This is a genomic window from Nocardia gamkensis NBRC 108242, from assembly GCF_001612985.1.
Lineage (GTDB): Bacteria > Actinomycetota > Actinomycetes > Mycobacteriales > Mycobacteriaceae > Nocardia > Nocardia gamkensis.
Genome location: NZ_BDBM01000016.1, coordinates 17764 through 36501, shown reverse-complemented (window position 1 = coordinate 36501; position 18738 = coordinate 17764). Strand labels below are relative to the sequence as shown.

Genomic DNA, 18738 nt, shown 5'->3' with positions numbered 1-18738 from the left:
CAGGCATACCGAAGACCTTACCGGCGGCGACGCGTCCCGATACGACCCATGAGCCACCGCGCAGTACCGAACGCGCCTCCATGTCGATACGCCTTTGTGCAGGTCCGCGATCGGTTGCGCGGATCAGCTTCCGCAGCGATCCGATCCGACCGCCGGTGGTCTCTATGGTGCGGGTGACCGTGCGCGTCACCTCCGTGCGATCAGCGAGGACGATTGACGGCGACCGGCACCCTCCGCCGGGACAGCAGCGATTGCAGCACGACCAGCCCGCCGAGGATGAGCACGGTCACGCCGATCGCCCGCAGGCCCATCTGCGTGCCCGAGACGAACGCGGTGACGACCTCGTGGGCGCGGTCGGGTGTGGTCGCGGCGAGCGCCTGGGCCATGGTGTGCGGATCGTGGTCGGCGCGGATGTCCGGTGGCAGCGCGGCGACGAACCGTGCGGTGAGCACCGTGCCGATGACCGCGACACCCAGGGCGCTGCCGAATTCGCGTGTGGTGGCCTGCAATCCGGCTGCGACTCCGGCCTGCTCCGGCGGTAGCGAACCGGCGATGGCGCCGGACAGCGTCGGAAGCGCCAGCGTCACGCCGACTCCGGTCACGACCAGCCACGCGGCGTAGACGAGGTAGGGCGTCCGCGCGTCACCGGTGGACAGCCCGAGCAATCCGCAGCCGACGAACCCGAACGCGAGCGCGGTGGTGGCGTCGAGGCCGATGCGCTGCGACAGGCGTCCGACGTGTCGTGCGCCGAGGATGATCGGCATGGTCAGCGGGACGATCCCCAGCCCGGTTCGCAGAACGCCGAATCCTTTGCCGTACTGGAGCAACGACGCGTTGACATAGAACAGCGCGAACATGCCGAAGAAGACCGTGGTCATGCCGAGGCAGGCGCTGCGCAGGGCGGGCAGGCGGAACAACCGTGGATCGAGCAGCGGATGCTCGACCTTCAGTTCGACAATCGTCCACACGGTGAACAGCGCCGCGGCGCAGACGAACCCGGCGATGACGACCACGCTGTCCCAGCCCGCCTCCGGCCCTTGGACGATGCCGAGCAGCAGCGCGACCGACGCACCGACGAGCAGCACCGCGCCGAGCGGATCGAGGCGGCGATCATGGCGCGCAGACACCGGCGCGATACGTCCCACGAGCGCGGCGAGAACCAGCGAGATCGGCACGGCGGCGGCGAACAACCAGCGCCACGAGCCGCCCGACAGGATCGACCCGCCGCCGACGTTACCGACGACTCCGCCGATGCCCGTCATCGACGCCCAGGTGGCGATCGTCGCGCCCTTGCGTTCGGCGGGTACGGCGTGCAGCAGGACCGACAGCGTGTTGGGTAGCACGGCGGCGGCTCCGACACCCGTGATCGCACGGCCCGCCAGAAGCAGGGCCAGGCCGGGTGCCGTTGCCGAGATCAGCGCGCCCACCGCGAACAGCGCCAGGCCCGTGAGCAGCACTCCTTTGCGCCCGAAGCGGTCCCCGGCGGCTCCACCCGGGATGACGAGGCAGGCGAACACGATCACATAGGTGTCGACGATCCACGCCAGCGCTGACGCGGACGGATGCAGCGTGCTCGAGGCAAGCATCGGGACGGCGAGGTTGATCGCGGCGACCATCCCGACGACGAGGACTACGCAGGCGCACATGATCGCGAGCAGACTGCGCTGCGCGGCGGGACGGGACGGGTGTCGCGACGACGCGGCGCGATCCCGGAGCATGGCATTGAACGGCATGTCCCCGACGGTAGGGAGCACGATGAACTTCGTGCCACGCAACTTCGGCAATAGATACTTGCGTAGGATGCAACTATGCCCGAGCAGCTGGATCTCAACCTCCTGCGGGTGTTCGACGCCCTGCTCCGGGAAGGCGGGGTCACGGCGGCTTCCGAGCGCTTGCATCTGTCCATCCCCGCGACCAGCCGGGCGCTGGGCCGGTTACGACGGGCGATGAACGATCCGATCCTGGTGCGCGCCGGGCGTGGGATGGCTCCGACACCGTTCGCATTGCGCACCGCGCCGCGGGTGCGGTCACTGCTCGACGAAGCGTCCGCGTTGATCAGCGCCGATCGCGAGATCGCGATCGGCGAACTCGAGCGCACTTTCACCATTCGCATCAATGACGGCGTCGCCGCGACCTTGGCGACGACGGCGGTCGAAGCCACGGCCGCGCTCGCCCCCGGCGTGGTCCTTCGTTTCGTCACGGAGGGCAGCGAGAGCGCCGAGGCCCTGCGTGACGGTTCAGTCGATCTCGACATCGGCGTCGGTGACGCCGCGGCTCCCGACATCCGCACCGCCGTGCTGTACCGGGAACGAATGGTCGGCATCGTCCGCGCCGACAGTCCGCTGGGCAGGCGCCGTCGCCCGACGTTGCGGCAACTGTGCGGGCATCCCCACGTCTCGGCCTCCCGCCGTGGACGCGCTCGCGGACCGCTCGACGATGCGCTCGACGCGGCGGGCCTGCAACGCCACGTCGCCGCCGTCGTCCCGACCTTCGCTGTCGCCGCGCTCCTGGTCTCCTCGAGCCGTTACGTCGGACTCGTCCCGCAGCGCCTCGCCGAACAGTACGGCCGGACTCTCGGCATTCGCTGGTTTCCCCTCGCCGCGGACCTGCCGGAAGTCGAAGTGCGCCTGCTCTGGCATGCCCGGCTCGACGCCGATCCGGCCCAGCGCTGGCTGCGCGACACCATTCGCGACGCGTTGTGCGAGCCCGGCGGCGCGAAATCGGCGGAGTCCGTTCGCACGCCCGGGTGACATCGTGTCGCCTCCGAGCAGGTGCGGCCGATGCACGACCTCCGAATCGATGCGAATGCGGGGCGTGCCAGCGGGATTCGAATCAATGCCGTCCGGTCGCGGCGGTGGTACCTTGAACGCCGAACCGGCCGGGCACGGGGGTTTGTGACCACGATGGTCGATCAGGCGCGGCGCTCGGCATCGTTTTCGTACCGTTCGACGGACCGGTTACCGAGAGTCGGGCGGTGGGGCGGGCTGCGGGGTGTGAGGTCTGTTGAGTTCCGTATGGCGCGGGCGCATGAGACGCTCGGCGGGTGACACGGCGGGTTCCGCCGACAGCGCGCGGGACGGAAACTCTCGCTTCGTCCTGAGTCCCGCGCGGGTTCGCGAAGTCGAGCATCGCACCCGCCTGCTGCTCCAGCGCATGAAGGTGCGTGAATTGCTGACCATGCGCCAGCTGATCGAGCGCTATTGCGAATTCACCGGCGCGACGGTGCTCCTACAGGAGAAGTTGCTGCCGGTCGATTGCTTCTTCGCGATCACGTTGAAGCTTTCGGCGCCGCCCGACACCTACGTCATCGCGTATCAGAAGGCGACACCCGCCTGGCATCAGGACCACGGGATCGGGCACGAGTTCGGGCACATCATCGCCGGGCACTACGAGACCGGGAACGTGCACCGCCATTCGGCGATGTCTCCGGAGCGGGAATGGGAGGCGGAATACACGGCGAACCTGCTCGCGCGGTGGGGGTACGAGGTGGGCAGGGTGCTCGATCGGCAGCGCGCGCTGCGGCCCTTACAGCGGACCGAAGACCTGTCACTGCCGTTGCAGGAGAGAATGGGCTGGCTGTGATCTACATACCGCACGGGTGGCTCATCGCGGCGTTCGCCGCCGCCATGATCTGGAAGTCGAGTCAATACCGCCGCAACAAGGACGTGGCTCTTCTCGCGGTCGTGGGGGCCTTCTTCTTCCTCGCGTCCGGGTATGCCTTCGGCGAGTACGTCCAGAACCGCCCGGACCCGTGGTTGCTGAGCGCGATGGGTTACGAATTCGTCGGGACCGTCCTGCTGGTGGGAGCCAAGGCCTGCATCGTCGCGTTCTTCGTGCTGGCCTCCCGGCACACCGCCCAGACGAAGAAAATACTGGTCGGGCTCGGTATCCCGCTTGCCGCGTCGATCATCGTCATGGCCGTGTGCGCGGCCGTCGCGGGCCCCGGCGCGAAACCCTACGGATTCGCCGACCCCGCCGTGGTCGGCTTCAATCTCGGGGAGAAGGTGAGCACGTTGCCGATCGGGATGTTGATCGTCTTCTACTGCTTCGCCTATCTGCGTCTGCTCTCGGGGACGCCGGCCCACGGAATCGTGCTCGCCGCGATAGGTGCGGTGTCGATGCTCGCCGCCACGGTGACTTTCACCGTCCAGCTCGGGTACTACGCGGCATCGGAACGGCCACCGCGAGCGCTCGTCGCGCTGGGGCGGTGGGAGGTCTATCTGGGGCAGCTCGTATTCCTTCTGGGTGTGTCCTGGTATGGCTTGGTGATGCGGATACGAGCTGTGGTCGTCGGCCTCGCGGCATTGCGTGACGTTCTGTTGCTGTGGCGGCTGTGGCGTTTCGCGGTCGGCGTGATCACCCGGTTTCTTCCGGAACGGCGGATGCCCGCCTTCCGCGTCCGGCAGCCCTTGGCGGCCGTCATGGAATGGCGGCAGGCGATGATGGTCGACATTCGTGATGCGCTGATGCTGCTCAGCCCCCAGATCGATCCGACGTCGACCGCCACCGTCTCCGGCTACGCGCGCGAACTCCAGCGCGTCGCCGCGGCCAATCACGAGCGGCCGGTGCTGTACGGCGAACCGCACCGCGCGGCCGTGGACCAGGCTGATACGTTCGATGCCGACCGCAAACTGCTCGTGGCCTTGGCGGCCGGCCTGGGGGAGAACATGGTTCGGGTGCGTCGGCAATGGGCTCGGCCCACGGCGAAGGTGTGACCGGATGTTTCGAGCGGAGATCATCGGCTGCGGTGTCGGAGGGGCGTGCGCGGCCCTGGCGATGGCGAAAGTCGGTGCGCGGGTGCAGATCTATGAGACCGCGACGCGCACTGCCGAGGTGGGCGGGTGGGTCACCCTCGGCCCCGCGGCGTCGACCGCGCTCGATCAGATCGGCCTGGGCGAAAAGGTCAGAGCGGCCGGATTCCCGGTCGTCGGCGTCAGCACCGTCGACACGCTCACCGGGCGAACGAATTCCTTCGCCCGGACCGAGCCCGGTCATCGCTGGTCCAGCACCCACATCTGGCGCAAGGATCTCCTGGCCTTGTTGCGAGAAGGGTTGGAAGAAGTGGACATCCCGTGCGAATACGGAACGCGGGTCGATCCCGGCTCGCGCACGGGTGATCTGCTGGTCGGCGCGGACGGTGCTCGTTCGGCCACGCGGCGCATGCTCGGCGATCCCAGAGAGCCCACCTACACCGGCCAATCGATCCGCTACGGTCATTGCCGGGCCGTGGTGCCCGGGCTCCCGACGCACGTCCTGCACTTCTGGTCGCACCCCGAAGGTGTAGCAGGCTATGTGGGGGACGACCGCGATGGATCATTCTGGTTCAGCAGGCGGAGCGTCGCGTCCGGCGCGGCGGTCGACCCGGAGGTGTTCCTCGACGCACTGCGGGCCACCCCGGTGATGCGGGTGCTGGAGCGTTCCGAGGTGAGCGCTCCCATCGCACTGTACGAACTCGAACCCGAGGGCAGCTGGCACAACGCCGACACCGTACTGATCGGCGATGCGGCGCATGCCGTTTCGCCTGCGGCGGGGCGTGGCGCGACCTCCGCCATCGAGGATGCGATCGTCTTGGCGAAGACCCTGCGCAGCGCGGACTCCATTGCCGCCGCGCTGGAGTCCTATACGGAAGTTCGCCGCCCGATCGCGCAGGCGACCTATCGGCCGGGCCCCGCTCCGAAAGTCTCGGCGGAGGATCTGCGGCTCTGACACGAGCGATAGCCGATCACTCAGCCCTCGGTTTTCTCGTCGTCCTCCGCGGCGGCCGGTCGGCGATAGAGTTCGTGCTGCTGGAGATCGCGCAGGATGTTGCCGACTATGGCGCCGAACGTCGATCTGCCGAGTTCGTTCAAGGTGCCGAGTTCGGACAGGCGGAAACCGATCGCCTCCACGCCCGCCTCGGAGAGTTCCGCGGCCAGCCGCGATTCGACGTCGGCTTGCTGCGCGGCCGCGCCGTCGAGGAATTCCCGAACGTCGACGCCCAGTGCCACGGAAATCCCCTCGACCGTGCGAAAACTGGGGTTGCGGACTCGTCCGAGCCGGATGTGCGAGACCTGGGCCGGGCTCAGCGGATAGCCGAGCGCGGTCGAGCGCTCGGCGATGTCTTTGTTGGAGTAGCTGCGTGAATCCCGCTGCTGCGCAGCGGCGATCACCCGATTCAGGTGCCGCGCGATGGGGCCGGCGTCCTCCGTCGGCTCCTCGCTGATCTCATCTCCCTCGCCGGACACGACCTGTGCCACCAACCTCCCGATTCGGCCCGTCACCGTGCGAACATGGTATCCGCCGGTAAAGGATCAGAGCGCAGCGGCTAGGCGCTTAGCGCTTTACAATCAGATCCTATCGCTCTACGCTCGTATCCGAACCGATTACGGAGATGTCACCGGAAGCCGGCTTCGTGTATCGACTGTGGAGGGGATAGCCGATCCACGAAGCCGGCGTTGGCATTTCAGCTGCGGACAGTAGCCGCGACTGGTGGTGACGCTCGCTGCGGCGGAGCTCGAGGGCATACTGACGGAATGGCCGTTATCTGGGGGAAAGCCGTCCGATGGGTGTCGGACACTCAGCCGGGTGTCATCGAAGTCGAGTTCACGGATGCCGACGGTGTCACGCACAGCTTGATCGACAAGCTGCCGATCTTCGGCGCACCCGACGACCTGGGGCCGGATTCGGCGTATCCGGTGCCGGTGGAGATCGGCGTTAATCTCGTCGAACAGGTCGGTGACGCAACGATCGTCGACCTCGGAACGGAGGCACACAACACCGACCGCGTCCGCTACGTCGTTCCGAGCGCGGACATAGTCCCCTGAATCAGCGGACGACATGTGACGTCCCGCGAACGTGCCCTCGCTACCCGGCGCTGAGGCCTGATCAGTCCAACCGACTCAGCCGGGCGATGATCGTCGCCGCCATCGAGGCCGGGTCACCGTGGTCGGGCCGTAGGACGATCTCGGCTTCGGTCGGTGCTTCGTAGGGGTCGTCGATGCCGGTGAATCCGCGGATCTCGCCCGCGCGGGCCTTGGCGTACATGCCTTTGGGGTCGCGGGCTTCGCAGACGGCCAGTGGCGTGTCGACGAACACTTCCAGGAAGGAGATGTCCGCCGCTTCGTGGGCGGCGCGGACGCGGTCGCGGTCGGCGCGGTAGGGGCTGATCAGTGAAACCACTGCGACCACACCGGCTTCGGCGAACAGTTTCGCCACTTCGCCGACGCGGCGGACGTTTTCCTCCCGGTCGGCCGTGCTGAAGCCGAGATCCGAGTTGAGGCCGTGGCGCAGGTTGTCGCCGTCCAGGAGGAACGCCGGGCGGCCCGCGGCGACCAACCTGCGCTCCAGTTCCACGGCGACGGTGGACTTTCCGGACCCGGACAAGCCGGTCAGCCAGACCGTCAGACCGCGGGTGGCGCGCTCGTCGCGCTCGACGGCCGTGGAGTGCCAGACCACTCGGGTGGAGGGCAGGCTCGGGCCGGTGATCATGCCCGCGGCGACGGTGTTGTTGGTGGTGTCGTCGACGAGGATGAAGCTGCCGGTAGCGCGGTTGCGGCGGTACGGGTCGAACAGCAACGGTTGCCGGGTGCGCAGCTGGACGCGGCCGATCTCGTTGAGCGACAACGACTCCGCGTGCTCGTCGCGATGCAGCGTGTTGACGTCCAGCCGGTAGTCCAGCGAGCGCACCTCGGCGGTCGCCGCGCGGGTGCTGTGCCGGATGGTGTAGGTAGCGCCGGGTGTCAGCTGGGCGTCCTCGGCGAACCAGCACACCATCGCGTCGAGATCACGGCCCGCGGTCGGGCGGTTGTTCGGACGGCAGATCAGATCGCCGCGGGAGATATCCAGCTCGTCGGCTAGCTGGATGGTGACCGCCTGCGGCGGAAAGGCTTCCGCGACCGGCGCGCCGCCCGGCCCCCAGATCGCCTCGACCGTGGTGGTGAAACCGGACGGCAGCACCGCCACTTCGTCGCCGGGCTTGAAGACTCCGCCCGCCACGGTGCCCGCGTATCCGCGGAAATCCTGGCCGTGGCTGCGGGTGACGTACTGCACCGGGAAGCGCGCATCGATCAGGTTGCGGTCCGAGGCGATATGCACCTCTTCCAGATGGTGCAGCAGGGGAGTGCCCTCATACCACGGCATGCTCGCGCCACGGTGCACGATGTTGTCGCCGTGCAGCGCCGACACCGGCACGAAGGTCAGGTCGGAGACGTCCAGTTTGGACGCGAATCGCGCGAACTCCTCGCGGATCTCCTCGAACCGTTCCTGCGACCAGTCCACCAGGTCCATCTTGTTCACGCACAGCACCAGGTGCGGGATGCCGAGCAGGCTGGCCAGGAACGCGTGCCTGCGCGTCTGCTCCACCACGCCCTTGCGGGCGTCGACCAGGATCAGCGCCAGGTCGGCGGTGGAAGCGCCGGTCACCATATTGCGGGTGTACTGCACGTGCCCCGGAGTGTCTGCGATGATGAATTTTCTTCTCGGCGTGGCGAAATAGCGATGCGCCACGTCGATCGTGATCCCCTGTTCACGTTCGGCGCGCAGGCCGTCGGTGAGCAGGGCGAGGTTGGGATAGTCGTCGCCGCGGTCGCGGCTGGTGCGCTCCACCGCGGCGAGCTGATCGGTGAACAGCGTCTTGGAGTCGAACAGCAGCCTGCCGATCAGCGTGGACTTGCCGTCGTCGACGCTGCCCGCGGTGGCCAGACGCAACAATGTGGTCGTCATCAGAAGTAGCCTTCGCGTTTGCGGTCTTCCATGCCTGCCTCGGAGATGCGGTCGTCGGCGCGGGTGGCGCCGCGCTCGGTGACCCGCGCCGCGGCGACCTCGGCGACCACCTCCGCGGGTGTGGCCGCGGTGGATTCGACGCAGCCGGTGCAGGTCGCGTCGCCGACGGTGCGGAACCGTATGGTGGACTCGTAGGGCTCCTCGCCGTCGAGCAGTTCGAGAAAGCGGGTGTGCGCCAACAGCATTCCGTCGCGCTGTACCACCGGCCTGCGGTGCGCGTAATAGAGCGGGGGCAGCTCGATGCCTTCGGCGGCGATGTAACTCCAGATGTCCAGCTCGGTCCAGTTCGACAGCGGGAACACCCGGATGTGCTCGCCTGCGCGGTGCCTGCCGTTGTAGAGGTTCCACAGCTCGGGGCGCTGCCTGCGCGGATCCCACTGGCCGTACTCGTCGCGGAAGCTGAATACCCGCTCCTTGGCGCGGGCCTTCTCCTCGTCGCGGCGCGCGCCGCCGAAGACCGCGTCGAACGCTCCTTCCTGGATCGAGCGCAGCAGCGTCGTCGTCTGCAACCGGTTGCGGGAGGCGCGCGGCCCGGTCTCCTCGACCACGCGCCCCGCGTCGATGTCGTCCTGCACTCGCCCGACCACCAGGCGCAGGCCCAGCCGCGCCACCGTCTGGTCGCGGTAGGCGATCACCTCGTCGAAATTGTGCCCGGTGTCGATGTGCAGCACCGGAAACGGCAGCGGCGCCGGCCAGAAGGCCTTCGCCGCCAGGTGCAGCATCACCACCGAGTCCTTGCCGCCGGAGAACAGCAACACCGGGCGCTCGAATGTCGCTGCCACTTCACGGAATATGTGCGCCGACTCGGCCTCGAGCGCGTCCAGATGGGGCAGCTCGTAGGTGCTCGCCGTCGACTTCGCGTACTGGCTCACACCGCAAAACTAGAACACGTTTCGGTTATCGGTCAATGGTTTGCGCCCGCCCGAATTCGCCGTCACCGCGTCGGCGGCCGCCACCAGGGCCGCGCCACGGCGCGCGATCTCGGCCCCGGTGATGGAGCGGCCGACGTACATCGTGAGCACCATGTTCTGCCTGCCGTCACCGTCGTAGGTCGGCGCGGCGAGCAGGCTCACCGCGTGTTCTTTGCGTGGTCGCAGATCCGAGCCGAGATACACCCGCTCGCCCAGGCTGGTCACCAGCTCGCCGACCAGTTCGCGCAGCTCGGGCGGCAGATCGCGGTCGGCGACACCGGCCAGCAGCGAGTACAGCCGCCGCCCTGCCGTGGTCGTGCTCTCCACCAGGAATCCGCGCTCGCGGCATTCGGCGACGACCTGGCGCAGTCGCTCCTCGTCCTGTCGCAGCGGCACCGCCGGGGGCTTGGCCAGCCAGGCGTCGAACGCCGCGTCGGTGTCCCAGAGTACGTACATCAGGCCGACCGGCGGCGCGAAATGGTAGGCCGCGCCCACCTTCACCAGGCCGGGGCCGGTGCTCTCCAGCACCATGATCTGCTCGCCGACCACCGCCGACGCGGTGCAGGTGGTGTGGTAGCGCGCGGAGAGTTCCTCCAGCTCGACGCGGGCGAGCGCGGAGATCGCGAAACTGTCCTGCGCCACCCGGCCCGCGGCGATCAGCGCCGGTCCGAGCCCGTAGGTGACCGTGCCTGCGTCGCGCACCAGGTAGCCGCCCGAGGTCAGCTCGGTGAGGATGCCCAGGCAGGTCGGCTTGGCCAGGTCGAGCTCGCGGGCGAGCTCGGAGAGCCCGAAGCGTTTCCCGCGCTGTTCGACGAAGAAATCCAGGACCTGAACCACGCGTGCGGTGGGTGCGGACCGTCGGCCGACCATTGACCACTCCTAGAACACGTTCTAATCTTGCCTCTATCGAAATGTACCAGAGTGGTACATATTTGGAACACCGGAGAAGCCTCTTGCTGACACAGCCGTTCGCGGACGCCATCGCCGCCGCCGAGCAGATCATCACCGGAGCCGCGCACATCCGCACCGAACAGGACCTCGTCGAGGGCTACGACTATCTGGCGGGCAGCATCCGCGCGTCGTTGCAGATGGCCTGGGCCTACGAGCTGGACTTCCCGTTCTTCGTGATGTCCACCGGCCCCTACACCAAGATGGGCCTGGACAACCCCGACACCCTCTACTACCACTCCTATCTGCGGCCGAACGCGGAATACGTGGTGACCGGCACCCGCGGTACCACCCGCGACCTGAGCTTCCAGGTGCTCAACGGCAACTACTCGCCGGTGGACGTACCCGACAGCCTCACCGCCTTCGACGACCGTGAACTCGACATCCGCCCCGACGGGTCCTACGAGATCCGGTTCGGACCCGGTGCAGCCGGACCCGGCTACGTGCACCTGGGCGCCGACGCGGCGATGCTCGTGGTGCGGGAGGTGCACAGCGATTGGGCGACCGAGAAGGCGGGCACGATCCGCATCCATCGGGTGGACCGGATCGGTGACGCGCCGCCGCCGTTGACCAAGGACGTGATGACCAAGCGGTACGGCGTGGCGGGCAAGATGCTGGTGTCGCGGTTGAAGACCTTCCTCGCCTTCCCGGAGTGGTTCTATCTGAACCTGCCGGTCAACACGCTGACCGAGCCCAGGCAGACCCCGGGCGGGCTGAGCACGCAGTTCTCGTCGGTCGGTCACTACGACCTGGACGACGACCACGCCATGATCATCACGGTGCCGAAGTCCGACGCGCCCTACCAGGGCTTCCAGCTGGGCAGCATGTGGTACCTGTCGCTGGACTACATCAACCACCAGACCAGCCTCACCGCCGACCAGGCGCACGTGGACCCGGACGGGATGATCCGGCTGGTGGTGAGCGAGCGCGACCCGGGCGTGGCGAACTGGATCGAGCGTACCGGGCACGCCAGGGGATATCTACAGTTCCGCTGGCAGCGGTTGTCGCGGGAGATGAAACCCGACGACGGGCCGACCGTGGAGCTGGTGCCGGTCGCCGACCTGACCGCCCGCTTGCCGTTCTACGAGCAGGCGCGCGTCTCGCCGGAGCAGTGGCGGGCCCGGATCGCGGCGCGTCAGGTCGCCGTCGCGGAGAGGATGCTCGGCTGATGTTGTTGCAGGACAAAGTGGTCGTCGTCTCCGGCGTGGGGCCGGGACTGGGGCGCGCGATCGCCGTGCAGAGCGCGAAAGCGGGCGCGGACGTCGTGCTCGCGTCCCGGACCGAGTCACGGCTGACGGAGGTGGCCAAGGAGATCACCGAACTGGGCAGGCGCGCGGTGGTGGTGCCGACCGATATCAACGACGAGGCGGCGGCGGCCCACCTGGTGGAGGCCGCGCACAGCGCTTTCGGCAGGGTCGACACGCTGGTGAACAATGCCTTCGCGATCCCCCCCATCGTCGACCTCGCGGACGTCGACCTGGATCAGGTGCGCGCGGGCTTCGAGACGAACGTGCTCGCCGCGCTGCGACTGACCAGGCTGTTCGTGCCCGCTCTCGCGGAGACCAAGGGTTCGGTCGTGATGATCAACTCGGCGGTGCTGCGCCACTCGCGCCGGACCTTCGGGCCCTACAAGATGGCCAAGGCCAGCCTGCTCGCGCTGGCCCAGAGCCTGGCCACCGAACTCGGGCCGAAGGGCATCCGGGTGAATTCCGTCGCGCCGGGCTACATCTGGGCCGACAACCTGAAGTGGTATTTCAACTATCTCGCGCAGCAGCGCGGGATCACTTCCGAGGAGGTCTACGCCGAGACCGCGAAGACCACCGACCTGCGCAAGCTGCCCGAACCCGACGAGATCGCCGACGCGGTCGTGTTCTTCGCCTCCGCCATGGCGCGCGCGATCACCGGCGCGTGCCTGGACGTCAACGCCGGCGAATACCACCACTAGGAGATGACCGTGATCGGTAGGGACGACGTCGGAACCATCGACGATCTGCACGCCTCGGCGACGAAGGTGGTCGGGCTGGAGGATTTCGGCACCGACGACTACCGCGAGGGACTCGGGGTGCTGCTCGAGTCCTATGCCCGAGACGCCGAACTCACCCCCTTCGGCAACAAGGTCAACCGTGCCTTCCTGCGCGGCGCCTTGATCGCCCGGCTGCTCAGCGAGGCCGCCTGGAAGCAGCACCCGCAGCACGCCGACGTGGCGATCGAACGGCCGGTCTTCGTGACCGGCCTGCCGCGTTCCGGAACGACGGCGGTGCACCGCCTGCTCAACGCCGACCCGGGCCACCAAGGCCTGGAGATGTGGCTGACCGAGATGCCGCAGCCGCGCCCGCCGCGGGAGACCTGGGCGAGCAATCCCGTGTACCAGCGTCTCGCGGCCGCCTACGACAAGCACCACGTGGAGCATCCGGAATTCATGGGCGTGCACCACATCTCGGCAGACCAGGTGGAGGAGTGCTGGCAGCTGCTGCGGCAGTCGGCCATGTCGGTGTCCTACGAATGCCTGGCCTACCTGCCCACCTATTCCGAGTGGTTGCGTGACCGTGATTGGACGCCCGCCTACCGCAGGCACCGGCGCAATCTCCAGCTGATCGGGCTGCCGGATGCCGGAAAACGATGGGTGTTGAAGAACCCGAGCCACCTGTTCGCGCTGGACGCCATCTTCGAGGTCTATCCGGACGCATTGATCATCCAGATGCATCGCGATCCGCGCACCATCATCGCGTCGGTGTGCAGCTTGAACGAGCAGGCGACGGCGGGCTGGTCGGAGAAGTTCCGGGGTCCGGTGGTCGGCGCGACGCAGCTGGATCTGTGGGCGCGCGGCGCGGAGCGGTTCCTCGTCGACCGCAAGCGCCACGACGCGGCGCAGTTCTGCGACGTCGACTACGACGCGTTCGTCGCCGACCCGATCGGCACCGTCGAGTCGATCTACCGGCATTTCGGGCTGCCGCTGACCGACGAGGCGCGCGCGGCGATGGCCGCGTTGCATTCGGAGAGCACATCTGGCGCCGCTCGTCCGGCGCACCGCTACACCCTGGATGATTTCGGGCTCACTTCCGAGCAGGTGGACGCCCGGTTCGGCGCGTATCGGGAGGCCCATTTCCCGGGGCGGTGACCCGCTCGGCCACCGGCGTCGCCGTCACGACCCGCACGAGGGAGTGCGCGGTCGTGACGGCGACGCGCCTACCGGCGCACGGCGCCGTCGATCATGGGCAGGCGCAGCCCGGCGAGTCGGCGCGCGGCGGCCGTTGGTCGTCGGGATTGTCCGGATCGGGGTCGCCGAACCACCGCGACGGCGTGTGCCTGCCGTAGGTGTCGTGCCAGTCCCACCATTCGTAGGGCGGGGTCTGCGGGTAGCCCTCCGGTGAGTCCTCCCAGCGCTCCTGGCGTCCCAGCGCGGTCATGTCGAGGTAGCTCCACGTGGTGCCCAGCGCCTCGTCGCCGCGGTTGTTGACGAAGTAGGTGCGGAACACGCTGTCGCCGTCGTGGATGAACGCGTTCGTGCCGTGCCATTCGTCCACGCCGAAGTCGGCGTCGAAGTCGTCGGTGATGGTGTACCACGGCATCTGCCAGCCCATCCGGGCCCGCACGCGCTCGATGTCGGCCTGCGGCGCGCGAGAGGCGTACACGAGGGTGGTGTCGCGGGCGTTCAGGTGGGCCAGGTGGGGGAGATGATCGGCCATCATCGAGCAGCCACGGCAGGCATGGTCGGGCCAGCCGCTCACGCCGGGCTCGAAGAAGGCGCGGTAGACGATCAGCTGCCGCCTGCCCTGGAACAGGTCGAGCAGGCTCGCCTTGCCGTCGGGTCCTTCGAACGCGTACTCCTTGTCCACGGCCTGCCACGGCATCCGCCGCCGCGAGGCGGCCAGTGCGTCACGGGCGCGGGTCAACTCCTTCTCTTTCACCAGCAGCCGCTGCCACGCTGCCTCCCACTCCTGTGCCGAGACGATCGACGGTGTATTCATCGTGATGGGCTTCCTTTCGATTGCGTGGTTCAGGCCAGCGGTGATATGCCCGCGGCGGTGAGCGTGTTCGCGTGGTGGACCGGGTGCGCGGCGGTCGCGATCTCGAGAACCGACTTGCCCACCTGCTCCGGGGTGAGGGCGGGTCCCATGGACCGCACGAACGTGTCGGCGTCGACGCCTTGCCGTTCGGCATAGGCCGCCACCGCAGCGGCCCCCAGTTCGGTGGCCGGTGTCAACTGCGGGAGAACGGAGACGAACCTGATCCCCAGCTCTGCCCGTTCCGACTCGACGGCGGCATAGCTCGTGATGAGCCGCACGGTGGCCTTCGCCCCCGCGTAGCCGCCGCTCAGCGGCGACCCGTTGATCGCGGCCCCGCTGGAGATCGCGATCACCGAGCTGCCCGGCGCCAGTGGCCGGCGCAGCGCTTCGCGAATCCAGTGGAACGCTTGGGCCACGTCGACATTCCAGTTCTCGCTGAAGGTCTCCCACGTCTGTTCCTGCACGGGGCTCATGCGCGGAGCGGCGCCCGCGCACAGGACCACCGTGCGCGGGCGATACTCGTGGAGGAGCCGGCTTGCGGTCGCGGGATCGGCGGCGTCCGCTGCCACGGCGGTGAAGCGGCCGCCGATTTCCTCGCGCACCGCATCGAGCTGCGCGCCGGTGCGGGCCACGCCGACGACATGCGTGCCGCCAGCCGCCAGCGCCCTGGCGATACCTCGGCCGAATCCACGGCCTGCTCCGGTCACGATCGACGTGGTGCCCGCTAGATCGCCGGGTTTGGTTGTTTCGTTCATGGTCGTCTCCACTTCTGTCGGTGATGTGCTCGTGGTCCTCACCAATTCAGATACGTGGAGCCGCCGCGATTCATCGGTGCGGCGCCGACCGATCGGTCTCCCGTCTACGACGCGGCCCGCTCTCCCGGGGTAATCGGTGACGAGCCGACCGATGAATTTCCGCCGCCGGACGTATCAGTACTGGTAGGGGTGCCCATCCCCGCCACGTCGAGACCTAGGAGTACGACCGTGCCGGTCCAGGAGGATTTCATCGAGCAGGCGGCGCCGTTGCGCGCCGAACTGATCGCGCACTGCTATCGCATGCTCGGTTCGGTGCACGACGCCGAGGATCTCGTCCAGGAGACGTACCTACGCGGCTGGCGCGGCTATGCCGCGTTCGAGGAGCGGGCGGCGCTGCGCACGTGGTTGTACCGCATCGCGACGACCGCGTGCCTGCGCGCACTGGAGAACCGTGCGCGGCGGGTCCTGCCCGCCGGTCTGGGCGCCGGCTCGGCCGACCCCGACGCGGGTCTCGACCGCGATGCCGGGACATATGAATGGATGCAACCACTGCCGGACGCGTTGACACCCGAAACGGCATTCGTCACCAGGGAAAGCATCCGGCTGGCCGTGGTGACGGCCATGCAGGAGTTGCCCGCGCGTCAGCGGGCCGTGCTGATCCTGCGCGACGTCGCACAGTTCAGTGCCGCCGAAGTAGCGGAGCTGCTCGAAACGACGCAGGCCGCGGTGAACAGCGCCCTGCAGCGGGCCAGGGCACGTCTCGCCGAGGTCGCCCCCAACGGCGACAACGCGACCGAACCGGAGGACACCGAACGCCGCGAACTGCTCGACCGTTACTGCGCGGCCTTCGAGAACGCCGACCTCGCCGCGCTCACCGAGCTACTGGCCGCCGACGTCCGGCTCGAAATGCCGCCGGTGCCACTGTGGTTCACCGGGCGCGAGGCGGTGACCCGGTTCCTGGCCAAGCGGGCCTTCGCCCGGCCCGGCGATCTCGTGCTGATCCCGACGGCCGCGAACGGACAACCCGCTGTGGCGGAATACCGTCGCGGAGCGGGCGGCCTCCTGGAAGCCCATTCGATCCACGTGATCACCACCGGCGCAGACGGGATCGCCGCGATCACCGTCTTTCTCGAACCAACGCTGTTCGACGCTTTCGGCATGCCGCCGACCCGCCTCGCGGAGCGCTCGGGCGACTGACCCGGCGGAGCGCGAGCCTCAGGGCTGGCCGGGCTCGAGCACGATGAACAGCCCGTTCGCCTCCGCGCACAGCCGGTCACCGTCGTGCAGGGTGGCCCGCACGTAGACCTTGCGGCCCTCCTGCCGTTCGGCCCACGCGCGCACCTTCAGTTCGGTGTTCAGCGGAGTGATGGAGCGGTAGTCGACGGTGAGCGACGCCGTCCTTGTCACCGCGCCCGAATGCACGGCCGCCGCCATGCCGAGCAGGTCGTCGAAGGCGATGGCGATCTGTCCACCGTGGGCGGCGCTGTTGCCGCCGAGATGGAAGGTGCGGAAGGTGAGCCGCGCGTCGACGCCCTGCTGGGGGTGGACGTGGTCGATGAAGAACGGCGGCAGGGTGATGTTGCCGCGGGCGGGCAGGTCGAAGCGGGTCCAGTTGGGCGTCGACCACTCGTCCACCGCGGCGGCGTCGAGCTTGTCGTTCAGCTCCTTGAGGATGCCGATCGCCTCCACCGCCAGTTCGTCGGAGGGCGAGGCCAGCCGGACACGGTCCATCAGGCCGCGCACCTGTTCGATGAACTGCCCGAAGTGCGGCCCGCCGCGGGAGATATCGTCCTTGGCGGCCTCATGGGCGGCGATCAGCTCGGTCATCGGCCGGAACCCGCCCTCGTGGTGCTCCTTGCTCGGCAGCGAGTCGCCGGCCTGCGGTTCGTTCATGAGAACAAGTTATCGGTTGCCCGGGGAATGCTCGCCGGGCGGGTGCGGTGTCCGCCGCCGCGAGCCGTCACCGCCTAGGCTGGTGCGCGACCGGATATCGCCGCTACCCCGGTGATACCGGCACGGTTCCCCGCGGCCGGAGACGCGATCCGGCCGCGCTCGATCTGTGACCGCTTCGGCTGGCGAAAGGCATTGTGCGCATGGGTATCACCGCGGTGGTGTTCGACATGGACGGCGTCCTGATCGACTCCGAGCCGGTCTGGGAGCTGGTGCGGCGCGGCTATGTCGCGGAGAAGGGCGGGCGGTGGCTGCCCGACACCCAGCAGCGGCTGATGGGAATGAGCACCGGTGAGTGGTCGGCCTACCTGAGCGGTGAGCTGGGTGTGGACGAGCCGCCGGAGACCGTCGCGCGGGAGGTCATCGAGCGGATGGCCGAGCGCTACGACGAGGCCGTGCCGGTGCTGCCCGGCGCGGTCGAGGCCGTGCAGCGGATCAGTGAGCACTGGCCGCTGGGGCTGGCCAGCTCCTCGCCACGCGCGCTCATCGACGCGGTGCTGGGCCGGACCGGTCTGATCGAGTACTTCTCCGTGACCTTCTCCACCGAGGAGGTCGACCGCGGCAAACCCGCCCCGGACGTGTACGTGACCGTCGCGACGTTCCTTCGTCAGCGGCCTATCGACTGTGTGGCCGTGGAGGATTCGAGCAACGGCCTGCGCTCGGCCCACGCGGCGGGGATGCGGGTGATCGCGGCGCCACGCCCGGAATACCCGCCCGCCTCCGATGCGCTGGCCATGGCCGCCAAGGTGATCTCCGGCCTCGACGAACTCACTCCGGCGCTGATCACCGGCTGAGGCCGGCTGTTCAGGGGCGGTAGGAGGTCAGCAGGGTGCGGGCGGCGGCGGTCAGGTCGTCCTCGAGCCAAGCGGGCAGGACCGCGGCGTGGGCGTGGCGGCGCAGCGCCGCGTAGGGGAGATCCACGACCGCTCGCGAGACCGCGTCGATCTCGCGTTCGCCGTCCCGGCCGAACACGCCGTCGGCGATGCGGCGCAGGTGCTCGATCAACGGCGCGTTCATGCCGGCCAGGGTGGTGCGGAACTCGGCGTCCGGCCCGCCGTCGAGAAGATCGCTGGGGCGCAGCTCGAGCAGGAGCTTGGCGTCCTCGGGTAGTTCGCGCCCGAACCGCAGGGCGGCTCGCACCATCTCGACCCCCGCCTCCACCGGGTCCGGCCGGTCGGCGGCGGCGAGGGTGCCGTCCTGGAAGCGGCGCAGCGCCCGCAGCCACGCGGCGGCGAGCACTCCGTTGCGGTTGCCGAAGCGGTGATACAAGGTCCCGACCGGGGCTCCGCTGGCCTCGGCGATGGCCGACACGCTGGCCGCCCGAGGTCCCTCGGCGAGCACCAGGGTGCGGGCTGCGTCGAGGATCACGTCGGTGTCGTGCTTGCGGGGTGGCGCCATGTACTAGTA

19 protein-coding genes are annotated in these 18738 nt (G+C 68.5%); 10 read left to right on the top strand and 9 right to left on the bottom strand.

Going from position 1 to position 18738, the window contains the following annotated elements:
- Window positions 1-200 precede the first annotated feature (200 nt).
- Window positions 201-1733, bottom strand: coding sequence for an MFS transporter (locus tag NG1_RS15140; protein WP_062971472.1), 1533 nt, complete (start codon window positions 1731-1733; stop codon window positions 201-203).
- Window positions 1734-1808: 75 nt separating this feature from the next.
- Here NG1_RS15140 and NG1_RS15135 point away from each other — a divergent pair, with 75 nt between their 5' ends.
- The 4 genes from NG1_RS15135 to NG1_RS15120 all read left to right on the top strand — a co-directional run bounded on the left by NG1_RS15135 (window position 1809) and on the right by NG1_RS15120 (window position 5706).
- Window positions 1809-2750, top strand: coding sequence for a LysR family transcriptional regulator (locus NG1_RS15135; protein ID WP_062971292.1), 942 nt, complete (start codon window positions 1809-1811; stop codon window positions 2748-2750).
- 277 nt (window positions 2751-3027) lie between these two features.
- Complete coding sequence (locus tag NG1_RS15130) at window positions 3028-3582, top strand: M48 family metalloprotease (RefSeq protein ID WP_062971290.1); 555 nt, start codon at window positions 3028-3030, stop codon at window positions 3580-3582.
- The gene (locus NG1_RS15125) at window positions 3579-4715 is read left to right on the top strand and encodes a hypothetical protein (protein WP_062971288.1); all 1137 of its coding nucleotides are present in this window, start codon (window positions 3579-3581) and stop codon (window positions 4713-4715) included. The genes NG1_RS15130 and NG1_RS15125 overlap by 4 nt, the downstream gene beginning before the upstream one ends.
- Window positions 4716-4719: 4 nt before the next feature.
- A complete protein-coding gene (locus tag NG1_RS15120) occupies window positions 4720-5706 on the top strand; it encodes an FAD-dependent monooxygenase (RefSeq protein ID WP_062971286.1) in 987 nt (328 codons plus the stop codon).
- Window positions 5707-5726: 20 nt separating this feature from the next.
- Here NG1_RS15120 and NG1_RS15115 read toward each other — a convergent pair whose 3' ends face one another.
- Window positions 5727-6236, bottom strand: a complete 510-nt coding sequence (locus NG1_RS15115) for a helix-turn-helix domain-containing protein (RefSeq protein ID WP_062971284.1) — start codon at window positions 6234-6236, stop codon at window positions 5727-5729.
- 276 nt (window positions 6237-6512) lie between these two features.
- Between NG1_RS15115 and NG1_RS15110 the strand changes: the two genes are divergently transcribed.
- Entirely contained in the window at window positions 6513-6803 is a 291-nt protein-coding gene (locus NG1_RS15110; protein WP_157114062.1) for a hypothetical protein, read from the top strand.
- A 61-nt stretch (window positions 6804-6864) separates the two neighbouring features.
- Here the strand turns inward: NG1_RS15110 and cysC are convergent, their stop codons facing one another.
- The 3 genes from cysC to NG1_RS15095 are packed head-to-tail and all read right to left on the bottom strand — an operon-like array spanning window position 6865 to window position 10541.
- On the bottom strand, window positions 6865-8700 hold the full coding sequence (cysC, locus tag NG1_RS15105; protein WP_062971277.1) for an adenylyl-sulfate kinase: 1836 nt from the start codon (window positions 8698-8700) through the stop codon (window positions 6865-6867).
- Window positions 8700-9632, bottom strand: a complete 933-nt coding sequence (cysD, locus tag NG1_RS15100) for a sulfate adenylyltransferase subunit CysD (RefSeq protein ID WP_062971275.1) — start codon at window positions 9630-9632, stop codon at window positions 8700-8702. Before cysD ends, cysC begins: the two co-directional genes overlap by 1 nt.
- 9 nt (window positions 9633-9641) lie before the next feature.
- The gene (locus NG1_RS15095) at window positions 9642-10541 is read right to left on the bottom strand and encodes a helix-turn-helix domain-containing protein (protein WP_062971273.1); all 900 of its coding nucleotides are present in this window, start codon (window positions 10539-10541) and stop codon (window positions 9642-9644) included.
- 83 nt (window positions 10542-10624) lie between these two features.
- Between NG1_RS15095 and NG1_RS15090 the strand changes: the two genes are divergently transcribed.
- From NG1_RS15090 to NG1_RS15080, 3 genes are read left to right on the top strand one after another with little or no spacing between them, the layout of a single operon-like run.
- The gene (locus NG1_RS15090) at window positions 10625-11788 is read left to right on the top strand and encodes a hypothetical protein (RefSeq protein ID WP_062971470.1); all 1164 of its coding nucleotides are present in this window, start codon (window positions 10625-10627) and stop codon (window positions 11786-11788) included.
- Complete coding sequence (locus NG1_RS15085; protein WP_062971271.1) at window positions 11788-12564, top strand: SDR family oxidoreductase; 777 nt, start codon at window positions 11788-11790, stop codon at window positions 12562-12564. The genes NG1_RS15090 and NG1_RS15085 overlap by 1 nt, the downstream gene beginning before the upstream one ends.
- Before the next feature lie 9 nt (window positions 12565-12573).
- Window positions 12574-13737, top strand: a complete 1164-nt coding sequence (locus NG1_RS15080) for a sulfotransferase family protein (RefSeq protein ID WP_245659908.1) — start codon at window positions 12574-12576, stop codon at window positions 13735-13737.
- A 91-nt stretch (window positions 13738-13828) separates the two neighbouring features.
- On the opposite strand, the gene NG1_RS15075 is transcribed toward NG1_RS15080, so the two are convergent.
- Both NG1_RS15075 and NG1_RS15070 read right to left on the bottom strand, forming a co-directional pair.
- Window positions 13829-14587 (bottom strand): DUF899 domain-containing protein, encoded by a 759-nt coding sequence (locus NG1_RS15075; RefSeq protein WP_062971267.1) that lies wholly within the window; start codon window positions 14585-14587, stop codon window positions 13829-13831.
- Window positions 14588-14616: 29 nt separating this feature from the next.
- On the bottom strand, window positions 14617-15381 hold the full coding sequence (locus NG1_RS15070; RefSeq protein WP_062971468.1) for an SDR family NAD(P)-dependent oxidoreductase: 765 nt from the start codon (window positions 15379-15381) through the stop codon (window positions 14617-14619).
- A 228-nt stretch (window positions 15382-15609) separates the two neighbouring features.
- Between NG1_RS15070 and NG1_RS15065 the strand changes: the two genes are divergently transcribed.
- Window positions 15610-16578 (top strand): RNA polymerase subunit sigma-70, encoded by a 969-nt coding sequence (locus tag NG1_RS15065; RefSeq protein WP_062971265.1) that lies wholly within the window; start codon window positions 15610-15612, stop codon window positions 16576-16578.
- Between the two features lie 18 nt (window positions 16579-16596).
- Here NG1_RS15065 and NG1_RS15060 read toward each other — a convergent pair whose 3' ends face one another.
- The gene (locus NG1_RS15060) at window positions 16597-17274 is read right to left on the bottom strand and encodes a PaaI family thioesterase (protein WP_062971263.1); all 678 of its coding nucleotides are present in this window, start codon (window positions 17272-17274) and stop codon (window positions 16597-16599) included.
- 200 nt (window positions 17275-17474) lie between these two features.
- Between NG1_RS15060 and NG1_RS15055 the strand changes: the two genes are divergently transcribed.
- The gene (locus NG1_RS15055; protein ID WP_062971261.1) at window positions 17475-18125 is read left to right on the top strand and encodes an HAD family hydrolase; all 651 of its coding nucleotides are present in this window, start codon (window positions 17475-17477) and stop codon (window positions 18123-18125) included.
- 10 nt (window positions 18126-18135) lie between these two features.
- Here NG1_RS15055 and NG1_RS15050 read toward each other — a convergent pair whose 3' ends face one another.
- Window positions 18136-18729, bottom strand: coding sequence for a TetR/AcrR family transcriptional regulator (locus tag NG1_RS15050; protein WP_062971259.1), 594 nt, complete (start codon window positions 18727-18729; stop codon window positions 18136-18138).
- Window positions 18730-18738: the final 9 nt, after the last annotated feature.